At 72.7% G+C, this 13312-nt stretch carries 13 protein-coding genes; 2 read left to right on the top strand and 11 right to left on the bottom strand.

The window, feature by feature from the left end; translation table 11 throughout:
* Positions 1-73: 73 nt before the first annotated feature.
* The 7 genes from KBY47_RS22760 to KBY47_RS22730 all read right to left on the bottom strand — a co-directional run bounded on the left by KBY47_RS22760 (position 74) and on the right by KBY47_RS22730 (position 6692).
* Positions 74-1840: an asparagine synthetase B gene (locus KBY47_RS22760; protein ID WP_210923605.1), complete on the bottom strand. Its 1767-nt coding sequence runs from the start codon at positions 1838-1840 to the stop codon at positions 74-76.
* A gap of 47 nt (positions 1841-1887) precedes the next feature.
* Complete coding sequence (locus tag KBY47_RS22755; RefSeq protein WP_210923603.1) at positions 1888-2421, bottom strand: hypothetical protein; 534 nt, start codon at positions 2419-2421, stop codon at positions 1888-1890.
* A 103-nt stretch (positions 2422-2524) separates the two neighbouring features.
* Positions 2525-3379, bottom strand: coding sequence for a hypothetical protein (locus KBY47_RS22750; protein ID WP_210923601.1), 855 nt, complete (start codon positions 3377-3379; stop codon positions 2525-2527).
* A gap of 1 nt (position 3380) precedes the next feature.
* Positions 3381-4367, bottom strand: coding sequence for a hypothetical protein (locus KBY47_RS22745; protein ID WP_210923598.1), 987 nt, complete (start codon positions 4365-4367; stop codon positions 3381-3383).
* Positions 4368-4477: 110 nt separating this feature from the next.
* Entirely contained in the window at positions 4478-5488 is a 1011-nt protein-coding gene (locus tag KBY47_RS22740) for a hypothetical protein (RefSeq protein ID WP_210923589.1), read from the bottom strand.
* On the bottom strand, positions 5485-6195 hold the full coding sequence (locus tag KBY47_RS22735) for a cupin domain-containing protein (RefSeq protein ID WP_210923586.1): 711 nt from the start codon (positions 6193-6195) through the stop codon (positions 5485-5487). Before KBY47_RS22735 ends, KBY47_RS22740 begins: the two co-directional genes overlap by 4 nt.
* Before the next feature lie 140 nt (positions 6196-6335).
* Positions 6336-6692, bottom strand: coding sequence for a helix-turn-helix domain-containing protein (locus KBY47_RS22730; protein WP_210923584.1), 357 nt, complete (start codon positions 6690-6692; stop codon positions 6336-6338).
* Between the two features lie 98 nt (positions 6693-6790).
* On the opposite strand from KBY47_RS22730, the gene KBY47_RS22725 reads away from it, so the two are divergent.
* A complete protein-coding gene (locus KBY47_RS22725) occupies positions 6791-7672 on the top strand; it encodes an NAD(P)-dependent oxidoreductase (RefSeq protein WP_210923581.1) in 882 nt (293 codons plus the stop codon).
* Between the two features lie 12 nt (positions 7673-7684).
* Here KBY47_RS22725 and KBY47_RS22720 read toward each other — a convergent pair whose 3' ends face one another.
* From KBY47_RS22720 to KBY47_RS22710, 3 genes are read right to left on the bottom strand one after another with little or no spacing between them, the layout of a single operon-like run.
* Complete coding sequence (locus KBY47_RS22720) at positions 7685-8335, bottom strand: hypothetical protein (protein WP_210923579.1); 651 nt, start codon at positions 8333-8335, stop codon at positions 7685-7687.
* 40 nt (positions 8336-8375) lie between these two features.
* Positions 8376-8927, bottom strand: a complete 552-nt coding sequence (locus tag KBY47_RS22715; protein WP_210923577.1) for a TetR/AcrR family transcriptional regulator — start codon at positions 8925-8927, stop codon at positions 8376-8378.
* A gap of 13 nt (positions 8928-8940) precedes the next feature.
* Positions 8941-9519: a sugar O-acetyltransferase gene (locus tag KBY47_RS22710; protein WP_374103098.1), complete on the bottom strand. Its 579-nt coding sequence runs from the start codon at positions 9517-9519 to the stop codon at positions 8941-8943.
* A gap of 121 nt (positions 9520-9640) precedes the next feature.
* Here KBY47_RS22710 and KBY47_RS22705 point away from each other — a divergent pair, with 121 nt between their 5' ends.
* Positions 9641-11056, top strand: a complete 1416-nt coding sequence (locus KBY47_RS22705; protein WP_210923572.1) for an NAD(P)/FAD-dependent oxidoreductase — start codon at positions 9641-9643, stop codon at positions 11054-11056.
* Between the two features lie 85 nt (positions 11057-11141).
* Here the strand turns inward: KBY47_RS22705 and KBY47_RS22700 are convergent, their stop codons facing one another.
* On the bottom strand, positions 11142-13223 hold the full coding sequence (locus tag KBY47_RS22700) for an NPCBM/NEW2 domain-containing protein (protein WP_210923570.1): 2082 nt from the start codon (positions 13221-13223) through the stop codon (positions 11142-11144).
* Between the last annotated feature and the right edge of the window lie 89 nt (positions 13224-13312).

The following is a 13312-nucleotide window of genomic DNA, read 5'->3' as shown; positions in this document are numbered from 1 at the left end:
GTCCTCACGGTGCTGGTCGTCAGGGAGGGCTTCACGTCGCGGACACCTGAACGGTCGCCGTCCCGCGGCCGGTTCACAGGTCGTACGCCCGCAGCCACAGCTCCAGGGTGAGCAGCAGCCACAGCTTGCCGCCCTGCCGGGGCAGCAGGGTGCCCTCGCCGCGCATCCAGGTCCGCACGGTCTCCGGCCGGAACAGTCCACGCCGCCGCGCGGCCCGCCCGAGGAGCAGATCACCGGCCAGCTCCCGCAGCGGCCCGCGCAGCCACTGCTGCACCGGCACCCGCATCCCGCTCTTGGGCCGGTCCACCACCGTGGCGGGCAGCAGATCCCGGACGGCCTCCTTCAGCACCCACTTCTCCGCCGTGCCCCGCAGCTTCAGCGCCGTGGGCACCGCGAACGCGTGGTCGATCACCCGCCGGTCGAACAGCGGCGCGCGGCCCTCAAGCCCCTGCGAAGCGGTGAGGCGCTCCACCTTGGTGAGGATGTGATGGGCGCCCTTGGTCCGCAGATTGCAGTGCAGCAACTGGTTGAGCAGCTGGCCCATCCGGTCCGGGCCCGTGAGGTACGGCGCCACGAAGCGCTCCGGCGCCGGGGCGGACGCCAGGGCGGACAGCGCCTCGGAGGTGAGCAGCTCCGGCAGATCGGTCCAGCACTTGCGGTAGGACCGCAGATAGGCGGTCGCCCGGTCCTCGTACCAGGGCGCCCCCGGTGCTCCGGCGTGCATCTCCTGGACCAGCATCGGCAGGTTCTTCGGCCCGCCGAACACCGGGTCCCCGCCCTCCCCGTTGAGCACGGTCCGCAGCCCGTCGCCCGCGACCGCCTCGGCGAGCAGCAGATTGGGCACCGTCAGCGGATCTCCGACCGGACTGTCCAGCAGGGCCGCCGTGTCCGCGAGCCGGGCCGCCACGGCGGTGCCGGAGACCGTCAGCACCCGGTGCCGGGTGTGGCAGTGGGCGGCGACGAGACCCGAGTAGCCGAGTTCGTTGGGGAGTTCGTCGCCGAAGCTGATGGAGTACGTGTGCACTGGGTGGGCGTGCAGCTTCGCGGCGAGCGCGGTGACGAGCGAGCTGTCGATCCCGCCGGACAGCAGCACCCCCACGCTCTCCGCCTCCGGCAGCCGCCGGGCCGTGGCCTGTTCGAGCAGGGCGCGCAGGGTGAGCACATCGCGGTCGTCGGCACCGGGCCCCCGCTCGCCGTCGAGGCGTTCCACCGGTTCCCAGTACACCGTCTCCGTCGCGGTCCCGTCCGCCGCCAGCCGCAGCACCCGCCCGGGCAGCACCTCGCGCACCCCCTCCAACAGGGTCTCGTCGCCCGGCAGATAGGCGAACGTGAGGAAGGAGCGTACGGCCGGCAGGTTCATCCGGGTGTCCAGCGCGGGCCAGCGGCGCAGGGCGCGCAGTGAGCTGGCGGCGGCCCAGGTGCCGACGGCGCGGGCGTAGAAGAGGGTGCGGGCGCCGACGTGGTCGCGGATCAGCACCAGGCCGGCGCCGTCGAGGACGGCGAGCGCGAACATGCCCTCGGCCAGCGCGATCCCCGGTGCGCCGAGCCGCGCCCAGCAGCGCAGCAGCACCTCGCCGTCGGGGCAGCCCGGCGGGGCGGGGGCGCCGTCGGCGGTGAGCGCGGCGAGGAGGTCGGCGCGGTTGTGCAGCGTGACCTCACCGACGGCCCGCATCCCGTGCGCCTCGAACGGCCCGTCGGCGGGCCCGGGCTCGTCCGGTACGAGGGCCAGTCCCGGTGCGACGGCCGCGGCGTCCATCCGGGCGAGGTGCTCACCGGCCGCGCCGGTTCGGCCGTCGGGGTGCCCGGTTCGCGGGGCGAGGCAGACGCAGAAGCGCGCCATGAAGCGTCCTTTCCTGAGGTGGGCCGGGGCGGGACAGCTCGGCACGGTCACCCGAAGTCGTCGTCGCTCCAGGCACCGTCGTCGTCGCCCCAGTCCCCGCCGCCCCAGTCGTCATCGTCGACCGTGCCGTCGTAGGAGGTGTCGCCGCCTCCGCCCGAGGACGACGACGAGGCCTGTGCCTGCTGCCGCAGCTCCTCTTCCTCCTCCGGGGTGAGGTGCAGCGGCGGCAACTGGGAGGCGGTGACGGCGAGTCCGGTCACGCCGAGCCCGACGAGCATGGCGCCCATCCGGCCGCCGAAGGACGTCCGGTTGACCATGAGGACGTCGCCGCGGGCACCCCACAGGGTCCGGCCGTAGCCGATGTCCCGCCCATAGGTCACGCTTCCGTCGGCGAGGGCGCGCTTGACGATCCGGCGGCCCAGCGGTTCGTCGGTGCCGGAGCCGCCCCGGTCGTCGTGCCAGTGCACCACACCGCCCGGACCGCGGCGGCGCCACTCCTGTCTGCCGTCCTCGTAGGTTCGGTGGACGCTGCCGTCGGCGAGGAGTTCGTCCGTGTAGCCGATTTCGCGGGGGCGGATCATACTCTTCGGTCCTTGGGTGGTCGGCACGACTCGGATGCGGGACTCGGAGGCGGGAAGACGACTCGGGTGACGACTGGGCTCAAGGCTCCGGTTATGACTCGGGTCACGGTTCGGGCCAGGTGAGGAAGCCCGCGCCGCGCAGTCCGCGCAGCTCGGTCCAGACCGAGTGGCGCGTGGGCCGGGGGCCGCGGGTGAGCCGCAGTACGGCACGGAGCAGCCGGGCGGGCGGCAGCGCGGCCACCTCCGTGAACCGGCCCGCCGCGAGCCAGTCCGCCTCGGCGGGCCTGAGCCCCGGCGGCAGCGCACCGACCGGGGGCGGTGGGCCGGGCCGACGCCCGGACACCAGCCGCAGCGCCTGGGCGTGCCGGGGCACCAGACCGAGCGAGACCACCCGCACACCGGGCACCGGCCCGAGTGCCGCGCGCACCCGGCCGGGCAGGGTGACCCCGGCCGCGCCGGCGTCGTGCAGGACGTGCACGGTGGCACCCTCCGCCCGCTCCAGCGCCGCCACGGTCCGCGGGTCCAGCGGCAGGTCGTCCCCGGCGCTCAGCACGGGACACGCCGCCTCCAGATGGACGTGGTTGGCCAGCAGCATGTGGGCGATCGCACGGTCCTGGCAGATCAGCAGCCGGGGCAGCCCGTACGCGTACAGGTCGGGTTCGGCCGAGGGCCCGCCGAGCGCCGGGACCGGGCCGGTCGGCGTCGGCAGCATTCCGGCCGGTTCCCGGCCGCGCAGCACCTCGGTGAACCGGGACAGCCGGAGCGGCGGGGCCGGGCTGTGCGGTACGCGCCGGAGCGGTGGGGGAGTGGGGCGCAGGACGCGGCACGTCTCGTAGTACAACTGCCGCTCGGTGAAGCGGATGCCGCCGGGGGCGGCAGCGCGCCGGGCGGCCGTCGTGATCGCCCGCTCCAGCAGCAGCCGGGTGACGGCGCGCAGGGCTGTCGTGGACCTCGGCATGTCAGTTCCCGCCCTCCGCCGTGGGCCGTGCGGACGTCGGCCAGCTCATGAACCCGACCGCGGCGGCCTCCTGGCGCTCCGGGTCGGCGGCGCGCCGGGCCCGCTCCACGGCGTCGACGACGGCCGACTCCAGCAGCACGGGCGGGACGGCGGTGACCGGACCGACCCAGCCCCGGAGCAGCCACTCGGCGTCCTCGGGAGCGCCCGCCGCCATGCGGTCCAGCCACTCGGGCCGCTCCGGCGCGTCGGGCAGCGCGGGAGCCAGGTGGGCGGGCGGCACCTCATGGAGCCTGACGGCCTTGCGGTTGCCCCGCACTGCCCGCACCGGCAGTCCCGCGTCCACCACGGGGCCCCGCCGGTCCGCGCGGAGGCCGGCGACCAGCTCGAAGCCGCGCGCGCTCGCGTCGTGCAGCACCACCACCGGCTTCTCGCCGGACAGTTCCGTGGGACCGGCGGCGAGCGCCACGTCCAGCCGTCGCGGTATGCCGTTGGCGGCCAGGAAGACACGTACGGCCCGGTCCGGGCAGAGCAGCGCGACCGATGCCCCACCTGCGCCGTCGCGCGTATCGCCGTACGACTCCTCGTCCACGACCCCCGGCGGCAGACCCCCGTACACCTGCACCCAGCGCTGGCAGATCATCGTCCGGAAGCTGGACAGCGGGGGCACCACATACCCACCGGCCGGGTGCGCGGCGCGGCGCGGCCTGCCCTTCGCCACCAGGTACAGGAGCCCGGCCAGTCCGGCCACGGCCCACCACAGGTAGGAACCGTGACGGACCCCGCGCAGCAGCACCGCGAACACCACGAGCCAGGCCACCAGAACCGCCCCCACCGTGCGCCCCACCCACGGCGCGCGACCGCTCGCCGCCGACGCCTCCCACGTGGGATTGCCGGTGCGGGCCAGGTACCACAGCTGGGTGACGGTGACCTGGAGGCGGCCTCCGTCGGTGGCCCGCGCGACGACACGCCGGATCCGCGTGTCGTTCATGCCCGGGCCGTGCACCTGGGGATCGAGGGCGAACGGTCGCGTACAGCGGGGGCACACGCTGCCGACACGGTCCGTGCGCCGCGGCAGGTCGGTCTGACAGTTCGGGCAGATCACGGGCCGCCTCCCTCGGGCCAGGTCAAAAAGCCCACCGAGGCCGCGCGCCGCCGCTCCGGGTCGGCCGCCGCACCGGCCCGCTCCACGGCCCGGGACACCACGGCCAGCAGTCTCGTCGGCTCCACCCCGACCAGCGGGAACCCCCAGCCCTTGCGGAGCCACCGCAACTGCTCGGGCCCGTACTCCCCGCTCTCCTCCAGCGCCGCCATGACACTCGCCTCCGGCGGCCTGCCCCGCACCGGTACGGCGCGCGGACGGCCGTACACGGCGGCCAGCGGCAGCCCGATGTCGACGACCGGCCGTCCGGGCCACGCGCCGCGCACCCGGCGCGCGAGCAGCAGACCCCCGGCGTCCGCGTCGTGCAGCACCAGCACGGGGCCCGTCGCGGGGATCGCGCCCGGGTCGGCGGCGAGGACGAGGCCGTACCGCGTGGTCAGGCCCGCGGCGTCGAGGAACACGGCGATGGAGGGGTCCGGGCACACCAGCACCAGGCCGTCCGACGGCTCGGTGGGCGGGGACGGGTACCGGCTGTCGTCGAGCACGCCGGGCGGCAGCGAGCCGTAGACGCTCGTCCAGTCCGCAAGGGGGCCACTGCGGAAGGCCTCCCGGGCGATCCGGGGCACACCCCGGCCCACGCCCCTCGCCTCGGCGACCACGAAGCCGAGGGCACCGGCCAGCAACAGGGCGCCCACGACGGCGAAGACACCGACCGTGGACAGGCCGACCAGCAGGAGGACGATGCCGAACAACGCCAACGCGATGGCGCAGCCGGTGTCGACCCGGGTGTCCCGCAACGACCCGCGGGACACGGCGTACCACAACTGGCCAGCCGTACAGGGCAGGTGACCCTCGCCGGTCAGCTTCCCGGTGATACGGCGGACCCGGAGGTCGTTGAGGCGGAGCGGGTTGGTCTTGGGGTCCAGGGCGTACCTCCGCCCGCACTTGCCGCACACATTGCCCGGGCGCTCCCTGCGCAGCAGGGACTTCTCGCAGTGCGGACAGATCACCGGTGGCCCTCCCAACGGTGCGCCAGCCGCCGCAGCCGGGCGGCCAGTCGCTCACGCGCGGTGGTGACACCTGGCCCCCGGGTCCGCTGCACCCGCTCGATGTCCCGCAGGGCGGCGGCGAGAGCGAGGTAGTCGGTACGGGCGAGAGTGCCGGTCGGGGCCGCGAGAGCGTCGGACACCCCGGCCGCCGCCCTGCGGTCGGCCTCCGGGGCGGTGATCGCGTAGTCCTCGTGGTCGATGCCGTAACCGGTGTTGGCGGCGAGGATCGTCAGCACAGCGGTGTCCCGGTTGGCGAACGAGTGCGGCATCATCTCCGGAATGCGTATCAACTCGCCCGGGAGCAACGGCACTTCGACGACGCCGCCGCGCTCGCCGTCGTACAGTCCGCACGACGCGTAGCCCATGCTGAGGACGAAGTGCTCGCCGCCGTGCGCATGCGGGGTGAAGGCGCTGCGCGGACCGACGATGCCGAGCTTGACGGTGGCGTTGGACGGGCGCTCGGGGGACGTGGCGGCGTCACCGACGAGATAGTGGGCGAACTGCCCGTCGTCGATGAATCGCAACAGGTCCCGCTCCGGGCCGAGTTCCCGCGCACCGTCCCGGTCGGCCAGGACCACGGAGCCGTCCGGCCGCAGCCGGTACAGCCGCACACCCCGGGGCAGCCGCCGTGGATCCTGTGATACGCCGACACGAGCACTGCCGAACATTGGGTCCTCCCCCGAACTCCCCCCGGTGCGGCCCGCGCACGCACCCGCATGCTAGTCGCCACCGCGGTACGACGACGAGGGTGTCTGCGAACCAACTGCCGACGTGAGGGTGAACCCTGAACGACCACCGCCCGCCGGTCTCACCCGGTGTGCGCCGTGGCGTCCCGCTGCCACTCACGTCCCCAGGCGGCCAGCGGCTCGAGTGCCTCGTTCAGACGCCTGCCGCTCTCGGTCAGCGCGTACTCGACCCGGGGCGGCACCTCGTCGTAGGAGGCACGGTGCACGACACCGTCCGCCTCCATCTCCCGCAGGTGCGAGGCGAGCACCTTCTCGGTGATCCCCGGAAGCAGCCGCCGCAGCTCACCGAAACGGCGACGCGGGTGCTCGTGCAGGGCCCACAGGATCAGCACCTTCCACTTGCCACCGATCACCTCCATCGCGGTGTCGATCCCGCAGACGTGCCCTTGCGGCGCTCCCGGCCGGTTCAGTGTCGCCATGTCCCCACCCTTCCCACCTGCTGACTCACCCCGGGGTAACCACCCACTCCGAAGTGCGTACTTGATCACGCCCAGGGCCGGTGTCCAGCCTAAACGGCATGGAAACGAACGCAGTTGAGAAGACCCCCGTCACACTGCTGGGCCTCGGCGTGATGGGCGGCGCGCTGGCCCGCGCCTGGCTCACCGCGGGTCATCCCCTCACCGTGTGGAACCGCACCCCGGCCCGGGCCACCTCCCTCGCCGCCGAGGGCGGCCGGGCCGCCGACAGCGCCGCCGAGGCCGTGGCGGCGAGCGAGCTGGTCGTTGTCTGCTTGCTCGACGACGCCTCCGTGGGCGAGGCGCTCACCGGCGTCGACCTCGCCGGGAAGGACCTGGTCAACCTGACGACCAGCACGCCCGCCCAGGCCCGGGCCCGCGCCGAGTGGGCGGGCGGGCGCGGCGCCCGGTACCTGGACGGCGGGATCATGGCGGTACCACCGATGATCGGTGTGCCCGAAGCGGGCGGCTACGTGTTCTACAGCGGTTCGGCGGAGCTGTTCGAGCGACACCGCGACACACTGGCCGTCCCCGCGGCAACCACCTACGTCGGCGAGGACGCGGGCTTCGCCGCCCTGCACGACGTGGCCCTGCTCAGTGCCATGTACGGCATGTTCGCCGGGGCGGCCCACGCGTTCGCCCTGATCCGGCGGGAGGACATCGACCCCGTGGCGTTCGCCCCGCTGCTCGCCGACTGGCTCGCCGCCATGGCACCGGCCGTGCGCCGGACCGCCGATCAGCTGCGGAGCGGTGACTACACCAAGGACGTGGTGTCCCCCCTCGCCATGCAGGTGGCGGGAACACCGACGTTCCTGAGCACCGCGCAGCAGCAGGGAGTCAGCGCCGAACTGCTCACGCCCTACTTCGAGTTGATGCGCCGTCGGCTCTCGGAGGGTGACGGCGCGGAGGACCTGACGGGTGTGATCGACCTGTTGGCGCGCTGAGAGAAGGGGCCGTCACTGTTCCTGCTCTGCGGGAGCGGTTGCGGGGCCCGAGCTGTCGGCGGCGGTGTAGAAGATGGAACGGCCCTGTGCGGTCCGTTGGGCCTGGCTCTTGGACACGAGTGTTTCGAGGGTGCCGCGTACGACGGTGGTCTTGATGTTCCGGCCGGGGTGGGCCCGGTCGAGTGCGGTGGCGATCTCGGCGGCGGAGCGCGGTTCGCTCTGGGCGCCGAGGTGGTCGCGGACGAGGTCGATCAGACTCGGCTGCTTGGCCTGCTCCGGCTGCTCATCGGGGGCGGCGGTCCCCTTGCGGGTGGCCGACCGGGCGGGCTTGGCGCGGCGGCCCGGCGAACCGGCTGCCTTGGCCTTCTTCGAGCGGGTCCCGCCCGCCGGGCGCTCGGAGTTCTTCTTGCGGGGCGCGGGCACGAGCGGCGCCTCGGCCGCGGGCTCGGGCGCGGCGGGCCCCGGCTCCGCCGTCATGCCCAGCGCCTGCCGCACGCTGACCAACACCGTGTGGTCCTTCTGGAGTGCGGTCAACTGTTCCTGGAGAACGGCGATCTCCGCGCTGATGCGTTCCTGTTCCTTGATGTTGCGTTCGAGGTCGTTGGTCACCTGAGCGGTGTACTGCGATGCCAGGTCACTGGCGGCGGTGCTGTTGTCCGACATGGTCGTTGCCCTTCCCGGCCGACGTAGCGCCGCAGTGTAGTCACACCTGCCGAGCGGTGGTGACACGCTCGACCGCCGCACGGGTCAGCTCACGGTCGTGCGGGAAGTCGTCGAGGGCGCGATGCAGGGTCAACCCCTCGATGAGCGCGTCGAGTTGGCGGGCGGTGTCGGTGTCGAAGTGCTGTTCCAGAAGACGGCGGCTGCGGTGCGTCCACTCCCGGGTCAGTTGCCGGTACTCGGGGTGACGGGCGGCCAGGGTGTACAGCTCCTGGGCGAGGACGAGATCGCGACGCGGGCCCTCGGAGAGGGCGTGGACGAGGTCGGTGACGGCCTCCCGGGCCTCTTCCGGTCCGCCGGCCCGGCTGAGGTGCTGCTCGAAGACGGCCACGATGTGGTCGGCGAAAAGGGTGAAGGCCTGGCGCAGCAGATCGTCGATTCCGGAGAAGTGGTACGTCATCGACCCGAGCGGCACGCCCGCGCGGGTGGCGACCTTCCGGTGGGAGACGCCCGCGACCCCCTCGTCGGCGATGAGGTCGAGCGTGGCGGCGAGGATCCGTTCGCGCCGCCGGGGGTCGGTGTGTCCGGTGGCCATCGCGGTGCGCCCGTCAGATGTCACGCACGGGCCGGGCCGGGTTCCCCACGGCGACGACATGGGCGGGCACGTCCTTGGTGACCACGGCACCGGCGCCGATGACGGCGTTGTCGCCGATGCTCACACCGGGGCACACGATGGCCCCGCCGCCCAGCCAGACGTTGTCCCCGATGGTGATGGGGCGTGCGGCTTCGAGCTTGTCGCGCCGGGGCCCCGGCTCCACGGGATGGGTGGGGGTGAGCAGTTGCACGTTCGGGCCGATCTGGCAGTCCTCGCCGATGGTGATGGGCGCCACGTCCAGCGCGGTGAGGTTGTAGTTCACGAAGGTGCGGGCCCCGATCGCGATGTTGCTGCCGTAGTCGACGGACAGGGGAGGCCGCACCTCGACACCTTCACCGACGGCACCGAGCAGCTCGGTCAGTACGGCACCGGCCGCCTCGGGTTCCTCGAGGAAGGCGGCCTGGTACCGCGCGGCCAGCCGCATGGCGCGCCGCTGCCGCCGGGCGATCTCCGGATCGTCGGCGATGTAGAGGTCACCCGCGAGCATGCGCTCCAGGTTGGTGCGGGGATCGTCGGCGAAGTAGTCATCCATCGGCATACGCACGAGCGTACCGATAGAGCGTACGAACGTACACTCCCGCTCCGCCGAGGCTGTCACATTTCCCGGCCCTGTCTGGTCCAAGCAGTGTCGAGCGATGGAAACAGAGGACGACATGCGTGAGATTCTGATCGTGGGCGGCGGCTACGCGGGCTTCTACACGGCCTGGGGCCTGGAGAAGAAGCTGCGTCCGGGCGAGGCACGGGTCACTGTGGTCGATCCCTGCCCCTACATGACGTACCAGCCCTTCCTCCCCGAGGTCACGGCCGGTTCGGTCGAGGCACGCCACGCGGCGGTGTCGCTGCGGCGGCATCTGCGCCGGACCCGGCTGATCGCGGGACGGGTCGTCGAGATCCGCCACGCCGACCGGGCGGTCACGGTGCGGCCCGTGGACGGTTCCGACTACGAACTCCGGTACGACACCCTCGTGATCACGGCCGGTGCGGTCACCCGCACCTTCCCGATCCCCGGGGTGGCGCAGCAGGCCATCGGCCTCAAGCACGTCGAGGAGGCCGTGGCCATCCGCGACCGGCTGATGACCGCCTTCGACCAGGCGGCTTCCCTGCCGCCCGGGCCCCAGCGGCGCAGACTGCTCACCGTCACGTTCGTCGGCGGCGGCTTCTCCGGCGTCGAGGGCTTCGGCGAACTGCTGTCGCTGGCGACCGCCATGCTGAAGCGCTACCGGGAACTGGGCCCGGACGACCTCTCCTTCCACCTGGTCGAGGCACGGGGCCGCATCCTCCCCGAGGTGAGCGACGGGCCCGGCGAATGGGTGGTCCGCTCCCTCGAACGCCGTGGCGCGCACGTCCACCTGAACACCCAGCTCCGGTCCGCCGAGGACGGACATGTGGTGCTTTCCGACGGTGCCGAGTTCGACTCCGAGCTGATCGTCTGGACCGCGGGCAACGGCTCCAACCCGGTCGTCCACAACCACACCGACCTGCCCGTCGACGAACGCGGCCTGCTCGTCGTACGCCCCGACCTCCGCGTCGGCACCGACAGGGCGCTCGTGGCGGACGCCTGGGCCGCCGGGGACGACGCCGCCGTACCCGACCTCGCCGCCGCACCCGGCGTGCGCACGGTGCCGAACGCCCAGCACGCCGTCCGGCAGGGCAAGCGCCTGGCCCGCAACATCGCCGCCTCGCTGCGCGGGAAGAGGGCGCGGGACTACCGCCACAGCAGTCTGGGCGTGGTGGCCACCCTGGGCATCGGCCGCGGCATCTTCCAGTACAAGCGCCTCGTCATCAAGGGATTCCCCGCCTGGCTCATGCACCGCGGCTACCACGTCCTGGCCGTCCCCACCTGGGAACGCAAGATCCGCGTCCTCACCGTCTGGCTGACGGCCGCCCTGTTCGGCAGGGACCTCGTCTCCCTCGCCTCGGTCCAGCACCCACGGGACGCGTTCGTCGAGGGCGGCCGTCCGGAGGGTCCGGACGCGCGGCATCCGAGCCACGTCGGCCCGCGGCACGTCACCGCCGGCGGCCGAAACGACGACCGTCCCGAGGAGCGGTCGCGTTCCGTCGCGGCGTGATGCCCCTGCCATGGCGCATCGGCCGCACCCGGCTGAGTCATCGCGGGGTGTGGCCGATGCGGCCCAGCGGCTGGTCAGCGGGCGATCAGCAGGTGGTGTCCAGACCGGCCCAGTCGGCGCGGTCGTTGTAGCCGCCGTCACCGGCGTCGTCGACCACCAGGTCGAGGACCCGGACGCCGGTGAGGTCGATGTCGGCCCGGCGGATGTCGTCGCGGGTCAGGACGCCGCTGTCGAACAGGACCTGGCCGTCGCCGATCACCTGGAAGGTCGATGTGCCGCCCTCCGGGCCGACGTTGCGCACCGCGTCGTCGATGCCGACGGTGGTGGTGAGCCGGGTGCAGCGGTCGCCGAGGTAGTACCGGACCGTGGAGGGTGAGGCGACGCCGAGGCCGGTCGGGTACTCCTGGCCGAGCATGCTGATGGGTGACCAGCCGCCGACGCTACGGTCGACCGTCGGGCTCATCCATCCACTGGTGGCGCTGATCCAGTCGTGGTGCGACAGCACGATGTCGCCGTCCGGCGGTGCCGGTGCGACCACCAGCGGCGAGGACGTCTCCTGCCGCGGTCGTCCCTTGCCGGTCACCTCGTAGGAGGTGGTGGCGGTCAGTGTGGCGCTGCCCGGCGCGGCGTCGGCCGGCAGGCTGATCGTGAAGGCCTGGGTCACGGTGTGGTCGGGCGTCAGCAGCTTCGGCGCCTTGCCAAGCGGGCGGGCCGTCCATCCGTCGGGCACCGTCAGCTCGACCCGTGGCGCGAACACCGGTCGCGCACCGTCGTTGCGCACGTTCACCTCGACACGGGCCCGGTCACCGCCGGCGGCCACCGGCGCGACGGCGGCGGGCACCGCGTCGTCACCGACCTTCGTCACTCGCGGCAGACCGGCGACGACATGCGGAACACCGGGCGCCCCCGCGGCCGGGCCCACCCGGAACAGGGCCGCGCCATGCGCCGGGACGGCCGCACTGATGGTGCCCGCGCTCTCGGTGACCCGGTCGGTCCAGGCGTCCTTCAGGGTGAACCGGTCCCCGGACAGCCCCACCGACTGGGCCGTGGTGGTCAGCGTCGCCGGGCTGTCGCCCCGGTTCAGCAGCACCACGGCACGGTCACCGTCGGCCAGACGCTTCACCCAGGTCTCCGTCGTACCGGCGGGACCGACGCGGACGGCCTGGACGCCCGCGGTGTCCTGGTTGATCGCGAGGACGTCGCGGTCCGCGAGGATGCCGAGCGAGGTCCGGCTGAGCGCGCGGACGTCACTGCCGATCACCAACGGCGCGGCGGCCACCGACCAGAGCGTCATCTGCGTACGGAACTCCTCGTCGCTCATCCCCAGTTCGGGCCCGAGGTAGTCCGGGTCGTTGAAGTGGCCCGGCCCGGCGACCTCCGGGTGCCGGGCGTTCGCGTCGTAGTTCCGCAGTACGTCCTTGAACTTGATCTCGCCGACGAAACCGACGTCCGTGTACGTCCGCCAGGACTGCGCGATCGCCGGTGCGTAGGACCAGGAGTACGTCGACTGCTGCTCCTGCGGGTAGTCGCCCCAGTCGGGGGACGTCACCGGGTTGCAGAGGTTGAAGAGCATGGGGCGTCCGCCGGCGTTGTTCCGCAGCGCCTGCGCGAACTCGGTGTACACGGTCTTCGGGTCGAGGTCAGCGGCGATTCCGCAGAGGTAGTCCACCTTGACCGCGTCGAACTCCCAGGCGGCGAACTGGTCCGCGTCCCGCTGGTAGTAACCGTGGCTGCCGAGCCCGCACTTGCCCGGGATGTAGGGCCCGGCGTCGGTGTAGATGCCCGCCTTCAGACCCTTGGCGTGGATGTAGTCGACCAGTGGCTTCAGTCCGTCGGGGAACTGCTCGGGGTTGGCGACGAGGTCCCCGGCGGAGCTGCGCGGGGTCGGCGCCGCCCAGTTGCCGTCGATCCAGACGTACTCGTAACCCGCGTCGCGCAGACCGCTGGTGACCAGGAAGTCGGCGATGGACCTGACCTCCGCGTCGGTCGGATCGCCGCCCAGCGCGTAGTAGGTGTTCCAGCCCATGTACGGCGTCGGGCTCAGCACCTGCTGAGTCGCTGGCGCCGTCGCGGCGGAGTCGCCGACCGGGGGAGCGGCGTGGGCGGGTGTCTGTACGACCAGCAAGGCGGTCAGGAGAGCCAGGAGGACGGTGAGATGTCGTTTCACATCGGATCCTTCGCTGCGGCGGGGTCGTCCTTGGGCCCGTCAGATGGTGCAGGGGTCACCGACGCTCGTCAATATTAATTACTAAATTA

It is taken from the genome of Streptomyces sp. B93 (genome assembly GCF_018070565.1).
Taxonomy (GTDB): domain Bacteria; phylum Actinomycetota; class Actinomycetes; order Streptomycetales; family Streptomycetaceae; genus Streptomyces.
This window is presented reverse-complemented; position numbering and strand designations above follow the sequence as displayed.

What these genes read in the sequence shown, in the direction of transcription:
- KBY47_RS22750 (WP_210923601.1), bottom strand. Translation starts at nt 3,379, where the DNA reads ATGCCGAGGTCCACGACAGCCCTGCGCGCCGTCACCCGGCTGCTGCTG.
- KBY47_RS22755 (WP_210923603.1), bottom strand. Translation starts at nt 2,421, where the DNA reads ATGATCCGCCCCCGCGAAATCGGCTACACGGACGAACTCCTCGCCGAC.
- KBY47_RS22710 (WP_374103098.1), bottom strand. Translation starts at nt 9,519, where the DNA reads ATGGATGACTACTTCGCCGACGATCCCCGCACCAACCTGGAGCGCATG.
- KBY47_RS22715 (WP_210923577.1), bottom strand. Translation starts at nt 8,927, where the DNA reads ATGGCCACCGGACACACCGACCCCCGGCGGCGCGAACGGATCCTCGCC.
- KBY47_RS22725 (WP_210923581.1), top strand. Translation starts at nt 6,791, where the DNA reads ATGGAAACGAACGCAGTTGAGAAGACCCCCGTCACACTGCTGGGCCTC.
- KBY47_RS22745 (WP_210923598.1), bottom strand. Translation starts at nt 4,367, where the DNA reads ATGAACGACACGCGGATCCGGCGTGTCGTCGCGCGGGCCACCGACGGA.
- KBY47_RS22760 (WP_210923605.1), bottom strand. Translation starts at nt 1,840, where the DNA reads ATGGCGCGCTTCTGCGTCTGCCTCGCCCCGCGAACCGGGCACCCCGAC.
- KBY47_RS22735 (WP_210923586.1), bottom strand. Translation starts at nt 6,195, where the DNA reads ATGTTCGGCAGTGCTCGTGTCGGCGTATCACAGGATCCACGGCGGCTG.
- KBY47_RS22720 (WP_210923579.1), bottom strand. Translation starts at nt 8,335, where the DNA reads ATGTCGGACAACAGCACCGCCGCCAGTGACCTGGCATCGCAGTACACC.
- KBY47_RS22730 (WP_210923584.1), bottom strand. Translation starts at nt 6,692, where the DNA reads ATGGCGACACTGAACCGGCCGGGAGCGCCGCAAGGGCACGTCTGCGGG.
- KBY47_RS22705 (WP_210923572.1), top strand. Translation starts at nt 9,641, where the DNA reads ATGCGTGAGATTCTGATCGTGGGCGGCGGCTACGCGGGCTTCTACACG.